The organism is Streptococcus mitis (assembly GCF_902159415.1).
GTDB classification, from domain to species: Bacteria; Bacillota; Bacilli; order Lactobacillales; family Streptococcaceae; genus Streptococcus; species Streptococcus mitis_BG.
The window spans coordinates 1-23,349 of record NZ_CABGJU010000003.1 but is presented as its reverse complement, the minus strand read 5'-3'; the positions used below and the strand labels follow the sequence as shown (position 1 = coordinate 23,349).

General features: G+C 33.4%; 20 protein-coding genes and 4 tRNA genes. 17 read left to right on the top strand and 7 right to left on the bottom strand.

Features of this window, described 5'->3' with window-relative positions; all coding sequences use genetic code 11:
* Positions 1-167: 167 nt before the first annotated feature.
* Positions 168-2,822 (bottom strand): YhgE/Pip domain-containing protein, encoded by a 2,655-nt coding sequence (locus FN031_RS07760; RefSeq protein WP_142559144.1) that lies wholly within the window; start codon positions 2,820-2,822, stop codon positions 168-170.
* A gap of 128 nt (positions 2,823-2,950) precedes the next feature.
* Between FN031_RS07760 and FN031_RS07755 the strand changes: the two genes are divergently transcribed.
* Positions 2,951-3,493, top strand: coding sequence for a TetR/AcrR family transcriptional regulator (locus tag FN031_RS07755; RefSeq protein ID WP_142559141.1), 543 nt, complete (start codon positions 2,951-2,953; stop codon positions 3,491-3,493).
* 32 nt (positions 3,494-3,525) lie between these two features.
* On the opposite strand, the gene FN031_RS07750 is transcribed toward FN031_RS07755, so the two are convergent.
* The 6 genes from FN031_RS07750 to rlmH form a co-directional block, all read right to left on the bottom strand.
* Positions 3,526-3,599: transfer RNA gene (locus FN031_RS07750), tRNA-Asn, on the bottom strand.
* A 5-nt stretch (positions 3,600-3,604) separates the two neighbouring features.
* Positions 3,605-3,676: transfer RNA gene (locus FN031_RS07745), tRNA-Glu, on the bottom strand.
* 51 nt (positions 3,677-3,727) lie between these two features.
* A complete protein-coding gene (gene comE / locus FN031_RS07740) occupies positions 3,728-4,480 on the bottom strand; it encodes a competence system response regulator transcription factor ComE (RefSeq protein WP_142559139.1) in 753 nt (250 codons plus the stop codon).
* Complete coding sequence (locus FN031_RS07735; protein WP_142559137.1) at positions 4,477-5,796, bottom strand: GHKL domain-containing protein; 1,320 nt, start codon at positions 5,794-5,796, stop codon at positions 4,477-4,479. Before FN031_RS07735 ends, comE begins: the two co-directional genes overlap by 4 nt.
* A gap of 167 nt (positions 5,797-5,963) precedes the next feature.
* A tRNA-Arg gene (locus FN031_RS07730) sits at positions 5,964-6,037 on the bottom strand.
* Positions 6,038-6,078: 41 nt separating this feature from the next.
* The gene (rlmH, locus tag FN031_RS07725) at positions 6,079-6,558 is read right to left on the bottom strand and encodes a 23S rRNA (pseudouridine(1915)-N(3))-methyltransferase RlmH (protein ID WP_142559135.1); all 480 of its coding nucleotides are present in this window, start codon (positions 6,556-6,558) and stop codon (positions 6,079-6,081) included.
* Positions 6,559-6,742: 184 nt separating this feature from the next.
* On the opposite strand from rlmH, the gene FN031_RS07720 reads away from it, so the two are divergent.
* The 16 genes from FN031_RS07720 (at position 6,743) to FN031_RS07650 (ending at position 23,321) form a co-directional block, all read left to right on the top strand.
* Complete coding sequence (locus FN031_RS07720) at positions 6,743-7,927, top strand: S1C family serine protease (RefSeq protein ID WP_142559133.1); 1,185 nt, start codon at positions 6,743-6,745, stop codon at positions 7,925-7,927.
* Between the two features lie 56 nt (positions 7,928-7,983).
* Positions 7,984-8,742 (top strand): ParB/RepB/Spo0J family partition protein, encoded by a 759-nt coding sequence (locus tag FN031_RS07715; protein ID WP_142559131.1) that lies wholly within the window; start codon positions 7,984-7,986, stop codon positions 8,740-8,742.
* A gap of 212 nt (positions 8,743-8,954) precedes the next feature.
* Positions 8,955-10,313, top strand: a complete 1,359-nt coding sequence (gene dnaA, locus FN031_RS07710; protein ID WP_142559129.1) for a chromosomal replication initiator protein DnaA — start codon at positions 8,955-8,957, stop codon at positions 10,311-10,313.
* Positions 10,314-10,479: 166 nt separating this feature from the next.
* Positions 10,480-11,616, top strand: coding sequence for a DNA polymerase III subunit beta (gene dnaN, locus FN031_RS07705; protein WP_142559127.1), 1,137 nt, complete (start codon positions 10,480-10,482; stop codon positions 11,614-11,616).
* Positions 11,617-11,682: 66 nt separating this feature from the next.
* A complete protein-coding gene (locus tag FN031_RS07700; protein ID WP_142559125.1) occupies positions 11,683-11,877 on the top strand; it encodes a DUF951 domain-containing protein in 195 nt (64 codons plus the stop codon).
* An 84-nt stretch (positions 11,878-11,961) separates the two neighbouring features.
* Positions 11,962-13,077 carry a redox-regulated ATPase YchF gene (gene ychF / locus FN031_RS07695; RefSeq protein ID WP_142559122.1) on the top strand — a complete coding sequence of 372 codons (1,116 nt, stop codon included), beginning with the start codon at positions 11,962-11,964 and terminating at the stop codon, positions 13,075-13,077.
* Positions 13,078-13,149: 72 nt separating this feature from the next.
* A complete protein-coding gene (pth, locus tag FN031_RS07690; protein ID WP_142559121.1) occupies positions 13,150-13,719 on the top strand; it encodes an aminoacyl-tRNA hydrolase in 570 nt (189 codons plus the stop codon).
* Positions 13,712-17,215: a transcription-repair coupling factor gene (gene mfd, locus FN031_RS07685; RefSeq protein ID WP_185928459.1), complete on the top strand. Its 3,504-nt coding sequence runs from the start codon at positions 13,712-13,714 to the stop codon at positions 17,213-17,215. Before pth ends, mfd begins: the two co-directional genes overlap by 8 nt.
* Positions 17,216-17,280: 65 nt before the next feature.
* Positions 17,281-17,547, top strand: coding sequence for an RNA-binding S4 domain-containing protein (locus tag FN031_RS07680; RefSeq protein ID WP_142559117.1), 267 nt, complete (start codon positions 17,281-17,283; stop codon positions 17,545-17,547).
* Positions 17,540-17,908 carry a septum formation initiator family protein gene (locus FN031_RS07675; protein ID WP_075565252.1) on the top strand — a complete coding sequence of 123 codons (369 nt, stop codon included), beginning with the start codon at positions 17,540-17,542 and terminating at the stop codon, positions 17,906-17,908. Before FN031_RS07680 ends, FN031_RS07675 begins: the two co-directional genes overlap by 8 nt.
* Before the next feature lie 6 nt (positions 17,909-17,914).
* Positions 17,915-18,037, top strand: a complete 123-nt coding sequence (locus FN031_RS09175) for an SP_0009 family protein (protein WP_260604706.1) — start codon at positions 17,915-17,917, stop codon at positions 18,035-18,037.
* Entirely contained in the window at positions 18,030-19,298 is a 1,269-nt protein-coding gene (locus tag FN031_RS07670) for a serine hydrolase (RefSeq protein ID WP_142559115.1), read from the top strand. The genes FN031_RS09175 and FN031_RS07670 overlap by 8 nt, the downstream gene beginning before the upstream one ends.
* Positions 19,295-20,572 carry a tRNA lysidine(34) synthetase TilS gene (tilS, locus tag FN031_RS07665; protein ID WP_142559113.1) on the top strand — a complete coding sequence of 426 codons (1,278 nt, stop codon included), beginning with the start codon at positions 19,295-19,297 and terminating at the stop codon, positions 20,570-20,572. The genes FN031_RS07670 and tilS overlap by 4 nt, the downstream gene beginning before the upstream one ends.
* Before the next feature lie 4 nt (positions 20,573-20,576).
* Positions 20,577-21,119: a hypoxanthine phosphoribosyltransferase gene (gene hpt, locus FN031_RS07660; protein ID WP_142559111.1), complete on the top strand. Its 543-nt coding sequence runs from the start codon at positions 20,577-20,579 to the stop codon at positions 21,117-21,119.
* Positions 21,120-21,135: 16 nt separating this feature from the next.
* The gene (gene ftsH / locus FN031_RS07655) at positions 21,136-23,097 is read left to right on the top strand and encodes an ATP-dependent zinc metalloprotease FtsH (protein ID WP_142559109.1); all 1,962 of its coding nucleotides are present in this window, start codon (positions 21,136-21,138) and stop codon (positions 23,095-23,097) included.
* 152 nt (positions 23,098-23,249) lie between these two features.
* Positions 23,250-23,321: transfer RNA gene (locus tag FN031_RS07650), tRNA-Glu, on the top strand.
* Positions 23,322-23,349: the final 28 nt, after the last annotated feature.

Below are 23,349 nucleotides of genomic sequence, written 5' to 3'. Positions count from 1 at the left end.
CTTAAAAAAACTCAGTTGGTTTCCCAACTGAGTTTTTAGTTGATAGTTCTGTCAATCTGATTCTATTCAATATATTCATTGTTTCACGTGAAACATTCTATTATTAGATTTATAAATTCTTAACATGATTCATACTCATAAAAAATCGACCAAATTGGTTGATTTTTTTAATCTTCTTCCATTTTTTTAGGTTGATAAGCAAGCATACCTAATCCTATAAATAGAACTAAAGTTACCAGAAGGAAAATTACCTGATGATGAATATTTCCTGTCATAGAAATCGTTTGTCTCAATCCTGAAACTGAATAACTCATTGGTAACCAAGGATTGACAGCCTTAAAGAAATCATTTGTCAAAGCAAGTGGATAGGTTCCTGCACTTGATGCTAATTGCAACAATAACAAAATAAGAGAGAAGAAAGCACCTAAACGACTATTCCATGTCGTTAAAGCAGTTACCATTGACATAAAGGTCAAACTTGCGATGATGATTAGGAATAAGGTTCTCATTTCATGATTTGCTGTTAAGCCAATAAGATGGACTCCTCCATAGACTAAGACAGCTGCTAACACAGCAATGACTCCATTTATCTCGAAGCGAGATTTAAACCAAGCCCAGCGACTTTCAGGATGACGACCTGAAGGTAATTTAGCAAAAATCATATTTGTTGATAATGCAGCAACAAAGAGGGCGACTGATATCATATAAGGAGCCATAGCAATTCCATTTACAGGAACTTGATCATTATCTGTTTTTGAAAGACTCAAAGGCTTAGATAATATTTCTGCATTATTAGGCTCTGTTGATGCTGATTTTAGTTGATTGTTAGCATTACTTAATCCTTTTCCTAGATCTGTAACTCCTACTTGTAAACTTTCTATACCAGCAGTTAAAGTTACACCGCCATCTGCTAATTTTCCAGCACCGTCTGCAATTTTTTCTGCACCACTTCCTAACTGAGAGCTAGCTGAAAGTAATTGACTTGATTTATCTGTTAATTGACTTGATCCTAGATATATTTTATCAAGACCTGCAATTAAGTCTGAACTCTTACTGTTTAATTGACTAGAACCAAATGAGAGTTTTTCAATACCTGTTACTAATTCTGGAGTTTTTCCAGCTAGCGAATCCAAACCAGTTGTCAAGATTGAAGAATTTTCTGTCAACTTGGTTGATCCAGAAACCAATTGATCTAAACTTGTTGTCAAAGCTGTATTCTTTTCACTTAGTTGGTTTACACCTAAAGAGATAGTATCCAACCCTTTAGTATACTCATTAACTCCATTTTCAATTGATTGACTTCCAGGAACCAACTGATTATCTACAGCATTTTGTAACTGTGTAAAGCCACTTGACATAGATGTCAAAGAGCTAGAAGCTACAGGTAATAATTGGTTTGCTTTCGTCTGTAAAGTAGAAAGATTGGAAACAGGTTGGTTTACACTTTCCAAACTTACTTTTAAGTTTCCTACTGATGTTAAAATTTCTTTTGCTGAATCAATCGTAGAATTAGAATTATTTGAAATAGCTTCAGTCAATTCTTTTTTCTGAGAGTCAGTGAGAGTTTGATAAGTTGCTGTTGCTTGAAGATTACTAAGAGTTCTCTCTTGTTCTGATTGACTATTAGTTACAATAGTTTGAGCGAGAGTAGATATAGTTGCTAAGTCATTAGATATTGTTGTTTTAAGTTCAGTATTATCTGATATAGTTACAGCTTGAAGTGCTTTATTCAACTCATCTAAACTAGTAGTTAACTGGGTTATATCTTCTTTCTGTTGAGATGTCGTATTCAATTGAGTTGAAATTTCTTTTATTCCTTTATTTAATTGAGTAATACCATCTCTTAATGTATTTGATTGACTAGATAGTTGGTTTGTACCAACAGATAGTTTGTCAACACCACTTGTATATGCATTGACACCAACTGAAAATTGATTGAGACCTGCATTCAGTTGCGAAACTCCTCCTGCATATGTCTTCATTCCTGTATTTAGCTGATTGACACCATCTACTAGTTCAGGAGTCTTTGAAGATAATTGATTAAGTCCACTGTCAATCTGTGAAACTCCACTTGTATAGTTCTGTAATCCATCATTAAATGTTCCTAACCCAACATTTAGTTGGTTTACTCCTGTGACATATGTTGTCAACCCTTTTGTAAATTGTTCACTTCCATTAGAAAAAGTTAAACTTGAGTTGGCTAAAGTATCAAGATTTGAAGATAATGTCTGACTTCCAACAGCTAACTGACTAGCCCCGTTGGCCAATTGTTCACTTCCATCTGTCGCCTTCGTTAAACCAGATTTTAAATCTCCCATCTTTTGAAATAAAGCTTTCGTGTAAGTTTCGGTTACATTCGCAGAAACAGTTTGTTTTAACTGTGTCATGGCAGAGTCACTCATCTTACTTGCAATGAAGCTATGCCCGCTAGAAGTTTGATAGTTAATGGACATTTGTTCGGGGTGGTCTGTTAGAATAGAAGCTGCTTTTTCAGATAAGTCACTTGGCAAAGTTACTACCATATAGTAAGCACCGTCTTCTAGACCTTTCTGACCTTCTTCTTCATTGACAAAATGAAAATCTAATGATTTATTTTCCTTTAAATTGGACACCATGTCTTTCCCAATGGTCATTGTAGTCCCATTGTAAGAAGCTTCCTTATCATTATTAACAACCGCTACAGGCAACTCAGATAATTGCCCATATGGATCCCACATAGATGATAAAAATATGATGTTGTATAAAGCAGGAATAAGAGAAATCCCTATCATTACAATGATAAAGGTTGGTTTTTTAAAAATTGCTTTCCATTCTTTAAACATATTGTCTCCTTTTTTAAACATATTGTCTAAAATTTTGATATAATAGATTATACATTAAAAATTCTTATTTACAAGTCAAAATCATAATTTTTAGACACTACGTCTATTTTTGTTCACAAGGAGGAACTATGAAAGAGAGCAACAAACGCTTAAAAACCAAACGTACTATTGAGAAAGCCATGGTTCAATTATTAACGGAACAACCATTTGATCAAATTAGCACCGTTAAACTAGCAGAAAAAGCCGGAATTAGTCGCTCTAGCTTTTATACTCACTATAAAGATAAGTATGATATGATTGAACAGTACCAAAGTAAGCTTTTTCATACCTTTGAGTATATTTTCCAAAAACACGCAAATCATAAAAGAGATGCTATTCTAGAAGTGTTTGAATACTTAGAGTCTGAACCTTTACTAGCTGCTCTTCTATCTGAAAATGGTACAAAAGAGATACAAAACTTCCTGAGAAATAAACTTCACATTATGCTTAGCACTGACCTCCAAAAACGCTTTATGCAATTAAATTTAAACAATATTGAGTTAGAGTATAGCAGTATTTATCTAACAAACGCACTATTTGGTGTATGCCAAACCTGGATTGCTCATGGAAAAAAAGAAAGTCCGCAAGAAATGACAGACTTCCTTATGAAAATGTTGAGCGATAACAACTAAAAAGAACACCTAAGGTGTTCTTTTTTTTCTGACTCCGCCAGTAGGACTCGAACCTACGACATCATGATTAACAGTCATGCGCTACTACCAACTGAGCTATGGCGGATAAAATAGTCCGTACGGGATTCGAACCCGTGTTACCGCCGTGAAAAGGCGGTGTCTTAACCCCTTGACCAACGGACCATTTATCTTTAACAGATATAACCATTATATCAATAAATGAAAAATTGTCAATTATTTTTTAGTCTTTTCAGTTAAAATCTGTTTGATTTTTTTCGTTTTTAATCGTGAAATAGGACAACGATGTTCTTCGTAAAAAACAACTTCCATAGTCTTACGATCTATATCTTTAATATTTCCAACATTCACTAAAAATGATTTATGAGCTAAATAGAAACGTTGAGATTCCTTATCTTTTTCTTGAATATCTGTTATTGTTCCATAAAACTCTTTTGAAAAATTCTTACCAATAATCCTTAGTTTATGGGAAGTTCCTGTTGTTTCAATATATAAAATATCATGGTAAGGAAGACAAATATCATTCCCTTTAAAACTATATTCAAAGTAATCAACTACAGATTGATTTTCTAATAATGTACTTTTAGTATACACAATACACTCCGCAACTCGTTCTTTGAATAAGCGATCATTGATGTCCTTATCAATAAAATCTAGAGCAGATACTTTGTATTTATAAGTTAGTGTTGCGAATTCAGAGCGACTCGTTATAAAAACGATAATCGCATAAGGATTACGATGACGAATAAACTGGGCTACTTCAAATCCTTTTTTCTCAATTCCATTAATATCGATATCTAAAAAATACAACTGATTCACTTCTTCGTTTTCAACATATTCCATAAATTCTCTAACTTTGCCTGTTGTTTTATACGATATAGGAATGTTCATTTCTTTGGAAATCTCATTCAAAGTTTTTTCCAATCTTACCTGATGTTCTATAATGTCTTCTAAAATTAATACTTTCATATTATATTCCTCTTAAATCTAATAATTTGTTTAAATCGCTCCTCATCAATTTCTGTTTCTAAAATAACATCATCATATTTTTCTAGTATTTCCTTAACATTATTTAGACCTATTCCTCTATTTATACCTTTTGTAGAATATCCAATGTTAAATATTTCTTCTGGCTTGATTGATCTATTTTTACGAGAATTTTGGATAACAATCAATATTTCAGAGTCTAATTTAATGACAGCTACTTCCATTTGTTTTCTATAACTTTCTAGTGCTCCTTCAACAGCATTATTAAGTAAAATACTCATGACACGAACTAAATCTAATAATTCCATTGATAATGGTGAAATAATATCTTTTACCTCCAGAATATACTCTATGTTATGAACTCTTGCGTTGGCAATAGACTGAGCGATTACACTTCTAAGAGCGGAATCTTCAAGATTATTTAGATCAAAATAAGTATACTTATCTGACCTAAGTTTATGATTAGCTTTAACAAATACTTCATTGTAAATCCTGTCAATTTCTTGTAAATCTTTACTGTCAATTGCAGTTTGCATACTAACCATCATTCCTGCATAGTCATGTCTAAACCCTCGAATCTCATTGTAAAGTGAAACAATTTCATCAGTATAATTCTGTAAATATTCTTGTTCAAATTTTTTCTGATTTAGAGCAATTTCTCTTTCAATTTGAACCTTATTGGCATTCATTGCAAAGAAGATTAGTAGTAAACAAATAAAGACAATTGTTGCTAAAATACTACTAAAACTATTAAAATGTTCATGAATATTCACCATGTCTGAAATGAATAATAGAATATGTAAAGCAAAGAAAGCAAAAATAACCTTTTTAAAAAATGAATAGAGGTAATCTTTATCAAAATAATTGATTTCTAAGTGGAAATAAAAAATAATTTTTTTGATTACAAAATAAGTCAGCAATAAAACTACTACAAAAAAGAAATCTTCATATTTGGTTACGAAAGAAACACCTGTTATAGAGGATATGATTTCTGCTATAAAAGTATGAGTACTTTGATATAGTAGAGACAATAGTAGACTGATAAAAATAGCCTTGTATTTATGATATTTCTTAAATCCTATTAGATAAACAAATATAATACAAACAAATGAAATTTTTTCTATTCCTAATCCATGTAACGAAATAAAATAGAATAGAATTTCAACTATAGACTGCGCTATAAATACTCCAAAAATAAACAGATATTTTTCTTTTTTTGTTACCTTACAAATGAGTTCATAGCTATCTGACAGAATAAGAATATGAAGAATAACTATAAGTATTTTCAATAAATCCATTATATCTCCCTATAATGCTTTTCTTTTTACTTGTAAATAAACTTACAAATCTATTATACAAAATGGATTCTATTTTAGAACCATTCATCCTCAACTGCACTTTTTTGTGCCTGAAATGTATTTTTTACAAAAAAAGCTGGGATAACCCAGCTTTAAATTGTATGTATTGATCCCAGCAGGATTCGAACCTGCGACCGTTCGCTTAGAAGGCGAATGCTCTATCCAGCTGAGCTATGAGACCTCACTAGTCTATATTATCAGAAAAATCTAGGTTAGTCAATCCTATTTATGATAGGGAGAGCCTTGCTGGATAGTAAAGGCACGGTAAATTTGTTCAACCAAGACTAATCTCATTAATTGATGTGGAAGAGTCAAACGGCCAAAACTAATAGATAGATTAGCACGCTTTTTTACTTGAGGAGAGAGACCTAAACTCCCACCAATGACAAAGGTTAAAGTAGAAAAACCATTTATAGGCGCTTGTTCCAATTGTTTACTAAACTCTTCAGAAGAGAGAGTTTTCCCTTCTATAGCTAGTACAATAACAAAATCTCGGTCACCAATTTTAGAAAGAATTCTAGTTCCTTCTAACTCTAAAATCTTCTGATTTTCAGAATCACTTGCACGATCTGGTGTTTTTTCATCAGCAAGTTCAATCATTTCTAAATTCGCAAATCGCGAAAGTCTTTTTGAATATTCAGCAATCCCGTCTTTAAGGTATTTTTCTTTCAGTTTTCCTACTGTTACAATTTTAATTTTCATTCTTATATTCTACCACATTCAAATCATATTTCACATCTTATACACAAGTAAAAGTACTAAAATCTTCAAGAAATTCACATATTTTCTAAAGTTATCCACAGATTGTTGAAAACATATTTTTTTTAAGTTTGAATTAAGTTAACAGTTTTATACTTTAATCAATGACTAAAATATGGAGGAATCTATGAAACAAATACAAAATATTTCAAAAAAAATCGGACAACTTTTACTAATCATTATCATCAGCTTTTTTAGTGGTGTATTGGGTAGTTTGACTATTCTTCAGCTAAACCAAAAACAGGAAACTAATACACAGAATAATACAACAATCACTCAAACTGCAGTTAAAAATGAGAATTCAACTACTAAAGCAGTCGATAAAGTTAAAGATGCTGTAGTATCGATTATTACCTATTCAGCAAACTCTCAAAATAGTCTGTTTGGATACGGTGAATCTGATACAGACACAAACACTGAACAAGTTTCCAGCCAAGGATCTGGTGTTATCTATAAAAAAGATGGGGAGTACGCCTATATCGTTACTAATACTCACGTTATTAATGGGGCTAAGAAAGTTGATATTCGTTTGGCTGACGGAACAAAAGTACCAGGAGAAATTGTAGGATCTGATACTTATTCTGATATCGCCGTTGTTAAAATCTCTTCAGAAAAGGTTTCTGCAGTAGCTGAATTTGGAGACTCAAGTCAATTGACTGTTGGAGAAACAGCTATCGCAATTGGTAGTCCTTTAGGTTCAGAGTACGCTAATACAGTTACTCAAGGAATTATATCTAGTCTAAATAGAACTGTTTCTTTAAAATCTGAAGATGGCCAAGCTATCTCTACTAAGGCTATCCAAACAGATACAGCTATCAACCCTGGTAACTCAGGTGGTCCTTTAATCAATATTCAGGGACAAGTCATTGGGATTACATCAAGTAAAATTGCTACCAATGGTGGAACTTCTGTAGAAGGTCTAGGATTTGCTATCCCTTCAAATGATGCTATCAAAATCATAGAACAGTTGGAAAAAAATGGAAAAGTAACTCGACCAGCTTTAGGAATCCAAATGGTTAACTTATCAAATCTTAGCACAACTGATCTTCAAAAATTAAAACTGCCTGATAATATTACTTCTGGAGTAGCTGTTCGTTCTGTTCAACCTAATATGCCAGCAAACGGACACTTAGAAAAATATGATGTCATCACTAAAGTCGACGGTAATCCGATTGCATCTGCTACTGAATTACAAAATGCGCTTTACAGTCACTCTATTGGTGATGAAATGACTGTAACTTATTATCGTAATGGTAAAGAAGAAAAAACTACAATTAAACTAGATAAAAGCACAAGTGATTTAAATCAATAGTTTACATATTTGTAAACCTACTTTACAGAACATCAAAGATGTGATACTGTAGAAATATGGAAGAATTAAAACTAATTCATATAAAAGATATTCAAAAAAATCCCTATCAACCCCGTAAAGATTTTCCTGAAGAAAAAATAAAGGAACTTGCTCAGTCTATTAAAGAAAACGGCTTGATTCAACCCATTATTGTTCGTCAATCTCCAGTCATCGGTTATGAAATTTTAGCTGGAGAAAGACGTTATCGTGCATCCATTCTGGCTGGACTCTCAGAAGTCCCAGTAATTGTTAAAAATTTATCTGATCAAGATATGATGCTTCATTCAATCATTGAAAATCTGCAACGAGAGGATTTAAATCCTGTCGAGGAAGCTAAATCCTACCAGTCTTTGATTGATAAAGGTTTCACTCATGCAGAAATTGCTGAAAAAATGGGGAAATCTAGACCTTATATTACAAATCTTGTTCGATTACTAACCCTACCAGATGATATTTTAACAGAAGTTGAAAATGGTAGACTATCACAGGCACACGCTAGACTCCTAATTCAACTATCTAATAAAGAACAGAGTAAATTACTTGCTCAAATTCAGTCAGAAGATTTATCAGTGAGACAAGTAGAACGATTACTTCAGGAAAAAAAGAAAAAAATAGTTAAAGAAAAAGATCACTTTATCAAAGAAGAAGAAGAAAATTTAAAAAAATTGCTGGGGTTAGACGTCCAGATTAGCCTCCAAAAAAAGGAAGCTGGGAAAATAACCATTTCTTTTCATAACCAAGAAGAGTACCAACGTTTTATTAACAGCCTGAAATAAGGCTGTTATTTTATTTTTCTCAAATCACAGACTTATCCACTGGTTTCGTAGAGGAAAAATCAGTAAAATCAAAATCTAAACTCCTTATCCACAAGTTGTGGATAAATCTTTTAAACATTGTGGATTGTTTTTCACAAGTTGTGGAAAAAATACTTACTATATGATAAAATAGTGTTTAAGATTATACCTTTTAGGAGAGGAGGAGTTTGTTGTTGAAAGAAAAACAATTTTGGAATCAGATTTTAGAATTAGCCAAAGAGAGATTAACACGATCAATGTTTGATTTCTATGCAACACCTGCTGAATTACTAAAGGTCGAGGGAAATGTAGCTACTATATTTTTACCAAGATCTGAAATGGAAATGGTTTGGAGTACAAAACTCAATGATATAATTGTAGCTGTCGGTTTCCAAATCTACGACACTGAAATAAAAGCTCAATATGTATTGACTAAGGAAGATTCTAATACCTCCGATATAGTAAGCAAAGTTGAAAGCAATAATCATCAACAGGAACAAATTGAAAAATCGATTCCGTATTCAGAAACAGGATTAAGAGATATTTATACTTTTGATAATTTCATCCAAGGAGATGGAAATATTTGGGCCAAGTCTGCTGCTTTAGCCGTCTCAGAAGATCCTGGACTAACTTATAATCCTCTGTTTATATATGGAGGACCTGGCTTAGGAAAAACTCACTTGCTCAATGCCTTGGGGAATGAAATTCTCAAAAAAAATCCTAATGCGCGTGTAAAATATATTCCTGCTGAAAGTTTTATTAATGAATTTTTAGATCATCTAAGACTTAATGATATGGATAATTTTAAAAAAAACTATCGAAGTCTAGATCTCCTTCTTATTGATGATATTCAATCTCTTAGTGGAAATAAAGTGCAAACTCAGGATGAATTTTTTAATACATTTAACAAACTTCACAGTAATAATAAACAGATTGTTTTAACGAGTGACCGCAGACCAGAACAACTAGAAAATTTACCTGAGCGTCTTGTCACGCGCTTCTCATGGGGATTAACAACGGATATTACTCCTCCAGATTTTGAAACTCGTATTGCTATCTTAAACAGTAAAACTGAAGATCTTGATTATCATTTTCAACCTGACACAATCGAATATTTGGCTGGCCAGTTTGATTCAAATGTGCGCGAATTAGAAGGTGCCCTCAAAGATATTAGTCTCATGGCTAAAGTCAAACAAATCAACACTATAACTGTGGATATTGCATCTGAGGCTATCCGTGCTCGAAAACAAAGCGTCAGCACCATGGTTGTTATTCCAATTGAAAAAATCCAAGAGGAAGTCGGAAACTTTTATGGTGTTAGTGTTAAGGAGATGAAGGGAACTAGACGTGTTCAGAATATTGTTCTAGCTCGTCAAGTTGCTATGTATCTAGCTAGAGAGCTAACAGATAACAGCCTTCCAAAAATCGGAAAAGAATTTGGTGGTAAAGATCATACGACAGTCATTCATGCTCATGCAAAAATCAAATCTATGATTGAAACTGATGATAAATTACGTATAGAAATCGAAACCATCAAAAAGAAAATCAAATAACTTGTGGATAAGTGTTTAAAAATTTACTGATTTATTAACAAATTTTAAACAAGTATAACTTCTTGATTTTTCTAAACTAAACTTGGTTTTCCACAGATTTCACACAGCCTACTATTACTATTAACCTTCTAATAATAAAAATAAATAAATAAATAAAGGAGATTCCATGATTCATTTTTCTATTAATAAAAATTTATTCCTGCAATCATTAAATATTACTAAACGTGCTATTAGTTCAAAAAATGCTATTCCTGTTTTATCAACTATTAAAATTGATGTGACTAACGAAGGAATTACATTAATTGGATCTAATGGTCAAATTTCAATTGAAAACTTCATTTCTCAAAAAGATGAAAATGCAGGTCTTTTGATTAACTCTTTAGGATCAATTCTTTTAGAAGCTTCTTTCTTTATCAATGTTGTTTCTAGTCTTCCAGATGTGACGCTTGATTTCAAAGAGATTGAGCAACATCAGATTGTATTAACAAGTGGAAAATCAGAGATTACCCTTAAAGGTAAAGACAGCGAACAGTATCCACGTATTCAGGAAATTGCAGCAAGTAATCCTTTAGTTCTTGAAACAAAACTTCTCAAAAAGATTATCAACGAAACTGCTTTTGCAGCTAGTGTACAAGAAAGTCGTCCTATTTTGACTGGTGTTCACTTTGTTTTGAGTAATCATCAAGAATTAAAAACAGTTGCAACAGACTCACATCGTCTCAGTCAGAAAAAATTAACTCTTGAGAAAAATAGTGATAATTTTGATGTTGTCATCCCAAGTCGCTCTCTACGCGAATTTTCAGCTGTTTTTACGGACGATATTGAAACAGTAGAGATTTTCTTCGCAAACAATCAAATTCTCTTTAGAAGCGAAAATATTAGCTTCTATACACGCCTCTTAGAAGGTAATTATCCTGATACAGATCGCTTAATTCCAACAGACTTTAATACGAAAGTGACTTTTGATGTTGTGAATCTACGTCAATCTATGGAACGTGCACGTCTTTTATCAAGTGCTACTCAAAATGGAACTGTAAAATTAGAAATCAAACAAGGAGTAGTTACAGCTCATGTAAATTCTCCAGAAGTTGGTAAAGTAAACGAAGAAATCGATACAGAAAGTGTATCTGGTGAAGATTTAACTATTAGCTTTAACCCAACTTACTTGATTGAAGCACTAAAAGCCTTGAATAGTGAAAAGGTAACAATCAGCTTCATTTCAGCAGTTCGTCCATTTACCTTGGTACCAGCTGATACAGATGAAGATTTCATGCAACTGATTACACCAGTTCGTACAAATTAATGGAAAGAGGTTGAGCCTAGCTCACCTCTTTTATGATATAATCAGAAATATGAAAAGGAGAGTAGTATGTATCAAGTTGGAAATTTTGTTGAAATGAAAAAACCACACGTTTGTAAAATTAAGTCTACAGGTAAAAAAGCGAATCGTTGGGAAATCACACGTTTAGGTGCAGATATCAAAATAAAATGCAGTAATTGTGACCATGTTGTCATGATGAGTCGTTATGATTTTGAAAGAAAAATGAGTAAAATCATCGACTAAAGGCACGAAGTTAGAGGGTTAGCAAGTTTTCCCTTTTTGTGTTATAATATTGAAGATTGAAATGTGAACGGAGAATGAGAAACTATGGCTTTAACAGCAGGTATCGTGGGTTTGCCAAACGTCGGTAAATCAACCCTATTTAATGCAATTACAAAAGCAGGAGCAGAGGCTGCAAACTATCCATTTGCGACTATTGATCCAAACGTTGGGATGGTAGAAGTTCCAGATGAACGCCTACAAAAATTGACTGAAATGATTACTCCTAAGAAGACAGTTCCAACAACCTTTGAATTTACAGATATTGCAGGGATTGTAAAAGGTGCATCAAAAGGAGAGGGACTTGGAAATAAATTCTTGGCCAACATCCGTGAAGTTGATGCCATTGTTCACGTGGTTCGTGCTTTTGATGATGAAAATGTTATGCGTGAGCAAGGGCGTGAAGATGCTTTTGTGGATCCACTAGCAGATATTGATACGATTAACCTAGAGTTAATTCTTGCTGACTTAGAATCTGTTAATAAACGCTATGCGCGTGTGGAAAAGATGGCACGTACGCAAAAAGATAAAGAATCAGTTGCAGAATTTAATGTTCTTCAAAAGATTAAACCTGTCCTTGAAGATGGTAAATCAGCTCGTACTATTGAATTTACAGATGAAGAGCAAAAAGTAGTTAAAGGTCTTTTCCTCTTAACTACTAAACCAGTTCTTTATGTAGCGAATGTGGATGAGGATGTTGTTGGAGACCCAGAATCTATCGATTATGTGAAGCAAATTCGTGAATTCGCAGCAACAGAAAATGCAGAGGTAGTAGTCATTTCTGCGCGTGCTGAAGAAGAAATTTCTGAGCTAGATGATGAAGATAAAAAAGAGTTTCTTGAAGCCATTGGTTTGAAAGAATCAGGTGTGGATAAGTTGACTCGTGCAGCTTACCATCTATTAGGACTTGGAACTTACTTCACAGCTGGTGAAAAAGAAGTTCGTGCTTGGACCTTTAAACGTGGTATGAAAGCTCCTCAAGCAGCTGGAATTATCCACTCTGACTTCGAAAAAGGATTTATTCGTGCAGTAACTATGTCTTATGATGATTTGATTAAATACGGATCTGAAAAGGCTGTAAAAGAAGCTGGACGCTTACGTGAAGAAGGAAAAGAATATGTCGTTCAAGATGGTGATATCATGGAATTCCGCTTTAACGTATAATGAATATTTTAAATAGTGTCAATTAGGTTGGAAAAAAATTCCAACCCTTTTGGCTTTTGAAAGGAAAAATAAATGACAAAATTACTTGTGGGATTGGGAAATCCAGGGGATAAATATTTTGAAACCAAACATAATGTTGGCTTTATGCTGATTGATCAACTAGCTAAAAAACAGAATGTCGCCTTTACACACGATAAGATATTCCAAGCTGAGTTAGCTTCATTTTTCCTTAATGGTGAAAAAATTTATTTGGTAAAACCGACTACTTTTATGAATGAAAGTGGAAAAGCAGTTCATGCTTTATTAACCTACTATGGTTTAGATATTGAAGATTTACTCATTATTTACGATGATCTTGACATGGAAGTTGGAAAAATTCGTCTCCGAGCTAAGGGCTCAGCTGGTGGCCATAATGGAATCAAGTCAATTATTCAACATATTGGTACACAGGTTTTCAATCGTGTAAAGATTGGTATCGGTAGACCTAAAAAAGGAATGTCAGTGGTTCATCATGTTTTGAGTAAGTTTGATCAAGAAGATTATATCGGGATTTTACAGTCGATTGACAAAGTTGACGACGCTGTAAATTACTATTTACAAGAGAATAACTTTGAAAAAACAATGCAGAAATATAATGGGTAAGGAAATGTCATTAATCGAATTCTTTTTAGAGAATAAGAATATACAATCATGGAATGAGCATTTATCTCTCAAACAAAGACAATTATTAATTGGTTTATCTGGATCAGCGAAATCCTTAGCTATTGCATGTAGTCTAGAAAGTCAAGATAAGATTTTAGTGATGACTTCGACTTATGGAGAGGCTGAACGTCTGGTCAATGATTTAATTTCTATCTTAGGTTCAGATATGGTTTATCCATTTTTAGTAGATGATTCACCAATGGTAGAATTTTTAGTATCGTCTCAAGAAAAGATTTTTTCAAGAGTTGAAGCCTTGCGTTTTCTAAGAGATAAATCTCAAAAAGGAATATTAGTTTGTAACATGGCAGCTAGCCGTTTATTCTTACCAGATCCTCAAGTTTTTGATAACAGTGTGTTAAAACTTGAAGTTGGCGAAGAGTGTGAACAAAGAGAATTAAAAAATCAATTGATTTCACTTGGTTATAAAAAAGTTACTCAAGTTGAAAGTCAAGGTGAATTTAGTCTCCGAGGAGATATACTAGATATTTTTGAAACCTCCCAACTATCTCCTTACCGAATTGAATTTTTTGGTGATGAAATTGATGGGATTAGAGAATTCGACGCAGATACACAATTATCAAAAGATAGTCAATCTCAAGTCTTAATTTATCCAGCTAGTGATATTTTACTAACTGCTGAAGATTATCATCGTGGTCAAAAATTCTTAGAACATGAGATTGATAAAGCTATTTCTCCAACTTTAAAGTCTTACTTAGAAGAAGTTTTTAGTTGTACGAAACAGCAAGTTCTTCATGCAGATATTCGCAAGTTTTTATCTATTTTTTATAAAAAACAGTGGACATTGATAGACTATGTAAATCAAGTTCCCATTGTCTTTGATGATTTTCAAAAAATTATCAATCAATATGATGTTTTTGATAAGGAAACAGCTAGTTACTTGACAGAAGATTTACATAATAGTAAAGCTGTGTCAAATTTACAATATTTTGCTGATGTAGAAAGTCAATTAAAAAAATATGTACCAGCAAGTTTCTTTTCGAATTTTCAAAAAGGTCTTGGAAATCTAAAATTTGATCATCTTTATCAATTTAATCAATATCCCATGCAAGAATTCTTCAATCAGTTTTCTTTCCTGAAAGAAGAAATTGAACGTTATAAAAAATTAAAGTATACGATTGTTCTTCAATCAAGCAGCCAAACAGAATTAAAAAAACTATCATCGATTTTAGATGAATATAGCATTAAAGTTGACAATAATAATGAAAGTGAAATCTGTAAAGGAACTGTCAATCTTGTTGAAGGAAATCTTCGTCATGGTTTTCATTTTGTGGATGAGAATCTTGTATTTATCACTGAATATGAAATTTTCAAAAAGAAGATTAAACGCAAATATAGAAGACAAAATATTAGCAATGCTGAAAGATTAAAGGATTACAATGAACTCCAAAAAGGAGACTATGTTGTTCACCAAATCCATGGTATTGGTCAATATTTAGGAATTGAAACGATTGAAATAAAAGGAATTCATAGAGACTACGTAAGTGTCCAATACCAAAATGGAGACCGAATTTCTATCCCAGTTGAGCAGATACAGACTCTTTCTAAGTATGTTTCTAGTGATGGTAAGGCTCCAAAGTTAAACAAATTAAACGATGGACGTTTTAAAAAAGCGAAGCAAAAAGTTAAAAATCAAGTTGAAGATATTGCAGATGACTTAATTAAACTCTATGCCGAGAGGAGTCAACTCAAAGGATATGCATTTTCAAAGGATGATGAAGATCAGGTTGTTTTTGATGAGGCTTTCCCTTATGTTGAAACTGAAGATCAACTTCGAAGCATCGAAGAAATTAAGAAAGATATGCAAAGTTCTCAACCAATGGACCGACTTTTAGTTGGAGATGTTGGTTTTGGTAAGACAGAAGTAGCAATGCGAGCAGCTTTTAAGGCTGTCAACGATCATAAACAGGTTGTTGTTTTAGTACCGACTACAGTTTTGGCTCAGCAACATTATAGTAATTTCAAAGAAAGATTTGAACAATTTGCTGTCAATGTGGATGTTTTGAGTCGTTTTAGAAGTAAAAGAGAGCAGACTGAAACACTTGAAAAATTGAAAAAAGGTCAAGTAGACATTTTGATAGGAACTCATCGAGTTCTATCTAAAGATGTTGAATTTGCTGATTTAGGATTAATCATCATCGATGAAGAACAACGATTCGGAGTTAAACATAAGGAAGCTTTGAAGGAATTAAAAAAGAAAGTTGATGTCTTAACTTTGACAGCTACACCGATTCCTCGAACTCTGCATATGTCTATGCTAGGTATCCGAGATTTATCTGTCATCGAAACCCCTCCAACAAATCGATACCCTGTACAAACCTATGTCCTTGAACAGAATGATCGTGTCATTCGTGATGCTGTATTGAGAGAAATTGATCGTGGTGGTCAGGTTTACTATCTTTACAACAAAGTTGACACGATTGAAAAGAAGGTTTCAGAGTTACAAGAGTTAATTCCTGAAGCTTCTATTGGTTTTGTTCATGGTCAAATGAGTGAAATTCGTTTGGAAAACACACTACTTGATTTTATTGAAGGTGAATATGATATTTTAGTAACCACGACAATCATTGAAACAGGAGTGGATATTCCAAATGCCAATACCTTGTTTATCGAAAATGCGGATCACATGGGTCTGTCTACCTTGTATCAATTAAGAGGTCGTGTTGGTCGGAGTAATCGTATTGCTTATGCTTATCTTATGTATCGACCGGACAAATCATTGACAGAAGTTTCTGAGAAGAGATTAGAGGCAATTAAAGGTTTTACTGAATTGGGTTCTGGTTTCAAAATTGCCATGCGTGATTTGTCTATCCGTGGAGCGGGTAATCTTTTAGGAAGTTCGCAGTCCGGTTTTATTGATTCAGTTGGTTTTGAATTGTACTCTCAGTTACTGGAAGAAGCCATTGCTAAGAAAAATGGAACTGACAAGAAACGTGAGAAAGGAAATGCTGAGTTACTTCTACAAATTGATGCTTATCTTCCAGACGAGTACATTTCAGATGAACGGCATAAAATTGAAATTTACAAGAGAATTCGTCAAATTGACAACCGTGTCAACTATGAAGAATTACAAGATGAGTTAATAGACCGATTTGGAGAGTATCCAGATGTAGTTGCTTACCTTCTAGAAATTGGATTAGCTAAAGCCTATCTTGATAAAGTTTTTGTCAATCGTGTTGAAAGAAGAAATAATAAGCTTGTTATTCAATTTGAAAAAATATCTCAACAACTATTCTTAACTCAAGATTATTTCCAAGCCCTCTCACAGACAAGTTTGAAGGCTAATATTTCTGAGAATCAAGGTTTAATAGAAGTTGTATTTGATATTCGAAATAAAAAAGATTATGAGATTTTAGAAGGACTCTTAACCTTTGGAGAATCATTAGCGAAGATAAAAGACTTAAAAGAGTCACATTAGGGATTACCTTTTTTCTTCTATAAAAGGGATAAAAATGGTACAATAATAATTTGAGGTATTATAAGATGAGATTAGATAAATATTTAAAAGTATCACGAATTATTAAACGCCGTACAGTGGCTAAAGAAGTTGCAGATAAAGGGCGAATTAAGGTAAATGGAATCCTTGCTAAGAGTTCAACAGATTTAAAAGTCAACGATCAGGTTGAAATTCGCTTTGGAAACAAATTGTTGCTTGTAAAAGTGTTGGAAATGAAAGATAGCACTAAAAAAGAAGATGTAGCAAGTATGTTTGAGATTATCAGTGAAACAAGGGTAGAAGGCGATGTATAAAAAAATAGTCCAAATGAATAACTCGTTTATTCAAAATGAACATCAACGTCGTAGATATTTGATGGAAGAACGACAAAGACGCAATCGTTTTATGGGTTGGGTTTTGATTTTAATTATGTTGTTGTTTATTTTACCAACTTACAATTTAGCACAGAGTTATCAACAACTCCTATCACGTCGTCAACAATTAGCTGAGTTGAAAAAACAGTATGAGGAATTGAGTGACGAAAAGGATAAGGAAGCTAGTTTTGCGACTAAGTTGAAAGATGAGTCGTACGCAGCTAAATATTCTCGTGCAAAATATTATTATTCGAAATCGTGGGAGGAAGTCTATACTATTCCGGATTTACTTCCTAGGTAATATGAGATGGAAAATATATTAGATATAGTTGAGCAATTTTTAAATTTATCAGATGAAAAATTAGAAGAATTAGCCCAGAAGAATCATCTGTTACGATTGCAAGAAAAAGAGGAAAAAAAGAATGCGTAAATTTTTAGTGATATTACTACTTCCAATTTTCTTTAAAAGTGTCCAAGTAGTTAGCACTGAGAATCCGGTTATCATTCCAAAACAAGAAATCTATTCACTAACTCATGGTTCATATGATTTTTATTATCAAGATGCCATTGAATCTCCTAGATTTTATGGAGAAACCCCCATTTATTCTTCAGAAGATTTGATAAAAGAATCAGGAAAAGTTAGTTCAGAAACTAAATTAACTGTATTAGAATGGCGATTAAATAGTCAAGGAATTGCAGTGTTTAAATTATCTAATGACCAATTTGTCGCTGCAGATAAAAGATTCGTGTATGATGAATCAACTGTAAATAGTGTCGTTAAACAAGTATGGTTAAAACCTGGGTTTATCATCTATAACAGTCCTTATGATCAAACAGAAAAAACACATACATTATCACCTTATCAAAAGATTGAAGGAGATATGTTAGTGTTTGCTGAAGGTAGAGAGTTTTTACGTCTTAAACAGGGTGGTTGGATTTCGCTGGAAGATATTTCTGAAGAGGATAACCGTATTGAAAAAGTACAGGAATTATTATCTTCAAATTATCAAAATGACCATTTTTCAATTTATGTTAAACAGTTAAGTACAGGTAAAGAAGCTGGTATTAATGAAAACCAAAGAATGTATGCTGCTAGCATCATGAAATTGCCTTACCTCTATTATGTTCAAGAAAAGATAAATCAAGGAGATGTTCAACTAGATACAGCTCTTAAGTATGTTCCAGAAGTGAATGAATTTCCTGGTTCATATAAACCTGAAGGAAGTGGAAGTCTTCCTAAAAAAGCCGACAACAAAGAGTATAGTGTTAAAGATTTAATCACAAAAACAGCAAAAGAGTCAGATAATGTAGCACATAATATCCTTGGTTATTACATTACAAACAAATCTGATGAAACTTTTAAACAGCAGATGACAGTTCTTTCGGGTGAAAATTGGGATGTTCAAGATAAATTAGCTTCTGCAAAAATGGCTGGTCAAGTCATGGAGTCTATTTATAACCAAAATGGTTTTGTACTTGAGTCACTTTCAAAAACTTCGTATGACAACCAGAGAATTGCCAAAAATATTTCTGTTAGTGTAGCTCACAAAATTGGAGATGCAGACGAATTTAAACATGATACTGGAGTTGTTTATACAGAATCACCATTTATCATTTCTATCTTTACCAAAAATTCAGATTACGATACAATTTCTAAAATCGCTAAAGATGTCTATGAGGTCTTAAAATGACAGACCGGGATTTTTTGAATCATTTACTTAAGAGAGGTTATTTCAAAAATCATTCAAAAGTAATTGTAGCCTTATCTGGTGGACTTGATTCGATGTTTCTATTTCACCTTTTGTCTACTTATAAAAATGAACTTAATATTGAACTTGTTGTAGCTCATGTGAACCATAAACAAAGACCAGAATCTGATGAAGAAGAAGAGGCATTAAGAAATCTAGCTAGACAAACTGGAACTCCATTTTATGTAGATCATTTCACTGGGCATTTTACAGAGGCAAGTGCTCGCCAATTTCGCTATGACTTTTTTAGAGAAGTAATGAGAGAAACATCTGCAACTGCACTTGTAACAGCTCATCACGCAGATGATCAGGTCGAGACGATTTTTATGCGACTGATTAGAGGTGCTAGATTACACCATTTATCAGCTATTAAAGAAAAACAAAAGTTTGATAGAGGTGAATTAATTCGTCCGTTACAAAGCTTCTATAAAAGTGATTTTCCTGAAATAATTCATTTTGAAGATGTTTCAAATCAAGGAAATCATTATTTTCGAAATCGTGTTCGTAACCTCTATTTACCGCAATTGGAGAAAGAAAATCCTGAAATTCGAAAAGCTATACTAGAGTTTGGAAAAGAAGTTTCTGATTATCAAATTGCTCTGGCTGAATTATCTCAAGCGGTTAATGTAGAAGATTTAACTCAGTTTTTATCTTTTTCAGAAGAAACACAGCGAGTTTTATTACAAGAGTATCTGAGTCACTTTGCTAATTTGAACGTAACTAGAGAACAATTCCGAGAAATTCATCATATTCTAAAGACTAAAAGTCAATACCACCATAGTTTGAAAAATGGCTACGAATTAGTTAAAGAATACAATCACTTTAAAATTCGTAAAATCAGACCAAAGTCGGATGAAATAACTAGTAAGTGTATGTTAGACTATCTAAATCAAGTCTCTTATGAAGGTTATCTTTTTTCATTTGGTATTCCATTAGAAGGGGAGGATGTTCAAAAAATCAGTGTTTCCCGTGAAACATCTATAGTTTTACGACATAGAGAAGTTGGTGACTATCTGATCAAAAATGGACATCGAAAGAAATTGAGACGTCTCTTTATAGATTTGAAAATTCCTTTAGAAAAAAGGAAAAATGTGATTATCATTGAACAATTTGGACAAATTTGTTCAGTTTTAGGAGTCGAATTCAGTGATTTGAGTAAAAAAACTAAAAATGATATAATGAGCACTGTACTTTATATAGAAAAAATAGATAGGTAAAATTATGTTAGAACAAGATATCAAGAAGATTATGATTTCTCAAGATGAAATCACAGAAGCAGCAAAAAAATTAGGCGCTCAATTGACAAAAGATTATGAGGGGAAAAATCCGATTCTGGTTGGTATTTTAAAAGGATCTGTTCCTTTTATGGCAGAATTGGTGAAATATATTGATACACATCTTGAAATAGACTTTATGATGGTTTCTAGCTATCATGGTGGAACTGTGAGTAGCGGAGTGATTAATATCAAACAAGATGTAACTCAAGAAATTAAAGGTAGACATATTATTTTTGTAGAAGATATTATTGATACTGGTCAGACTTTAAAAAGTTTGAGAGATATGTTTACTGCGAGAGAAGCGGCTTCTGTTAAAATTGTAACTATGCTAGATAAACCAGAAGGTCGTACTGTAGAGATTGAAGCAGATTACACTTGTTTTACAATCCCAAATGAATTTGTTGTAGGCTATGGTTTAGACTATAACGAAAATTACCGTAACCTTCCTTATGTAGGTGTATTAAAAGAGGAAGTTTACTCAAAATAGAAGGGTAAGTTGTTGAATGCAAAAACAAAATAATGGTTTCATAAAAAATCCATTTCTTTATTTGTTGATAATCTTTTTACTTGTAACAGGATTCCAGTACTTTTTTGCTGGTAGAGTTGCTGGTAGAAGTCAAGAAATTAAGTACTCAGAATTAGTGCAGGAAATTACTAATGATAACGTTAAGGAAATGACCTATCAACCAAGTGGTAGCGTTATTGAAGTTTCTGGTGTATATAAAACTGCTAAAACAGAAAAAAAAGATACTGGTATACGTTTCTTCACGCCTCCTTCTGCTGCTAAAGTAGAAAAATTTACAAGTATTCTTCTTCCGTCAGATACTACTGTAGCTGATTTACAAAAACTTGCAAGTGAACATCAGACTCAAATTGAAGTAAAGCATGAGAGTTCAAGCGGTATGTGGATTAATATACTAGTCTCTGTTGTACCATTTGCGATTCTATTTTTCTTCTTATTCTCTATGATGGGGAATGTTGGGGGGAATAGTGGAAGAAATCCAATGAGTTTTGGACGAAACAAAGCCAAAGCAGCAAATAAGGAAGATATCAAAGTTCGTTTTTCAGATGTTGCCGGTGCTGAGGAAGAAAAACAAGAACTTGTTGAAGTTGTTGAATTCTTGAAAGACCCAAAACGCTTTACAAAATTAGGCGCTCGTATCCCAGCTGGTGTTCTCTTAGAAGGACCTCCAGGAACTGGTAAAACATTGCTTGCTAAAGCAGTTGCGGGAGAAGCTGGTGTACCATTCTTTAGTATTTCAGGTTCTGACTTTGTAGAAATGTTCGTCGGTGTCGGTGCAAGCCGTGTCCGTTCTCTATTTGAGGATGCTAAAAAAGCAGCACCAGCCATTATCTTTATCGATGAAATCGACGCTGTTGGTCGACAACGTGGTGTCGGTCTTGGTGGGGGTAATGATGAACGTGAACAAACCTTGAACCAATTGCTGATCGAGATGGATGGTTTTGAAGGTAATGAAGGAATTATTGTTATTGCGGCAACAAACCGTTCTGACGTATTAGATCCAGCCCTTCTTCGTCCAGGTCGTTTTGATAGAAAAGTATTGGTTGGTCGTCCAGACGTTAAAGGACGTGAAGCAATTCTCAAAGTCCATGCTAGAAATAAACCTTTAGCAGAAGATGTAGATTTGAAGTTAGTTGCCCAACAAACACCGGGATTTGTTGGTGCTGATTTGGAAAATGTATTGAACGAGGCAGCTTTAGTTGCAGCTCGTCGCAATAAGTCAGTCATTGATGCTTCTGATATTGATGAGGCAGAAGATCGCGTTATTGCAGGACCTTCTAAGAAAGATAAAACTGTTTCTCAAAAAGAACGTGAAATGGTTGCTTATCATGAAGCTGGACACACTATCGTAGGATTAGTCTTATCGAATGCACGTGTAGTTCATAAGGTAACAATTGTTCCTCGTGGTCGTGCTGGTGGTTACATGATTGCTCTTCCGAAAGAAGATCAAATGCTACTATCTAAAGAAGATATGAAAGAACAATTAGCTGGTTTGATGGGTGGACGTGTTGCTGAAGAAATTATTTTTAATGTCCAGACAACTGGTGCTTCGAATGATTTTGAACAAGCTACCCAAATGGCGCGGGCAATGGTTACTGAGTATGGAATGAGTGAAAAACTTGGACCAGTTCAGTATGAAGGTAATCATGCTATGTTCGGTGCACAATCACCACAAAAAACAATTTCAGAACGTACTGCATATGAAATTGATGAAGAAGTTCGTTCATTGCTAAATGAAGCACGTAATAAAGCTGCTGAGATTATTCAATCGAATCGAGAAACACATAAATTAATTGCTGAAGCATTATTGAAATACGAAACATTGGATAGTACACAAATCAAGTCTCTGTATGAAACAGGAAAGATGCCTGAAACAATCGAAGAAGAATCCCGCGCACTATCTTATGATGAAGTGAAATCAAAAATGACTGAAGAAAATTAAAAAATATTTCTATATAATAAAGAGAGGAAATCGTTAATCCTCTCTTTTTAAATTCATTGTATTTAGAGAAACATAAAAAATTTAAAAAATTTAGTTAAATCTGTTGACAAGGCAGAAAAAGTAGGTATAATAGAAAGAGTTGAAAAGCTCGAGGTCCGTTGGTCAAGGGGTTAAGACACCGCCTTTTCACGGCGGTAACACGGGTTCGAATCCCGTACGGACTATGAGTATGTTGCAGTAGAAGTTGAAAAA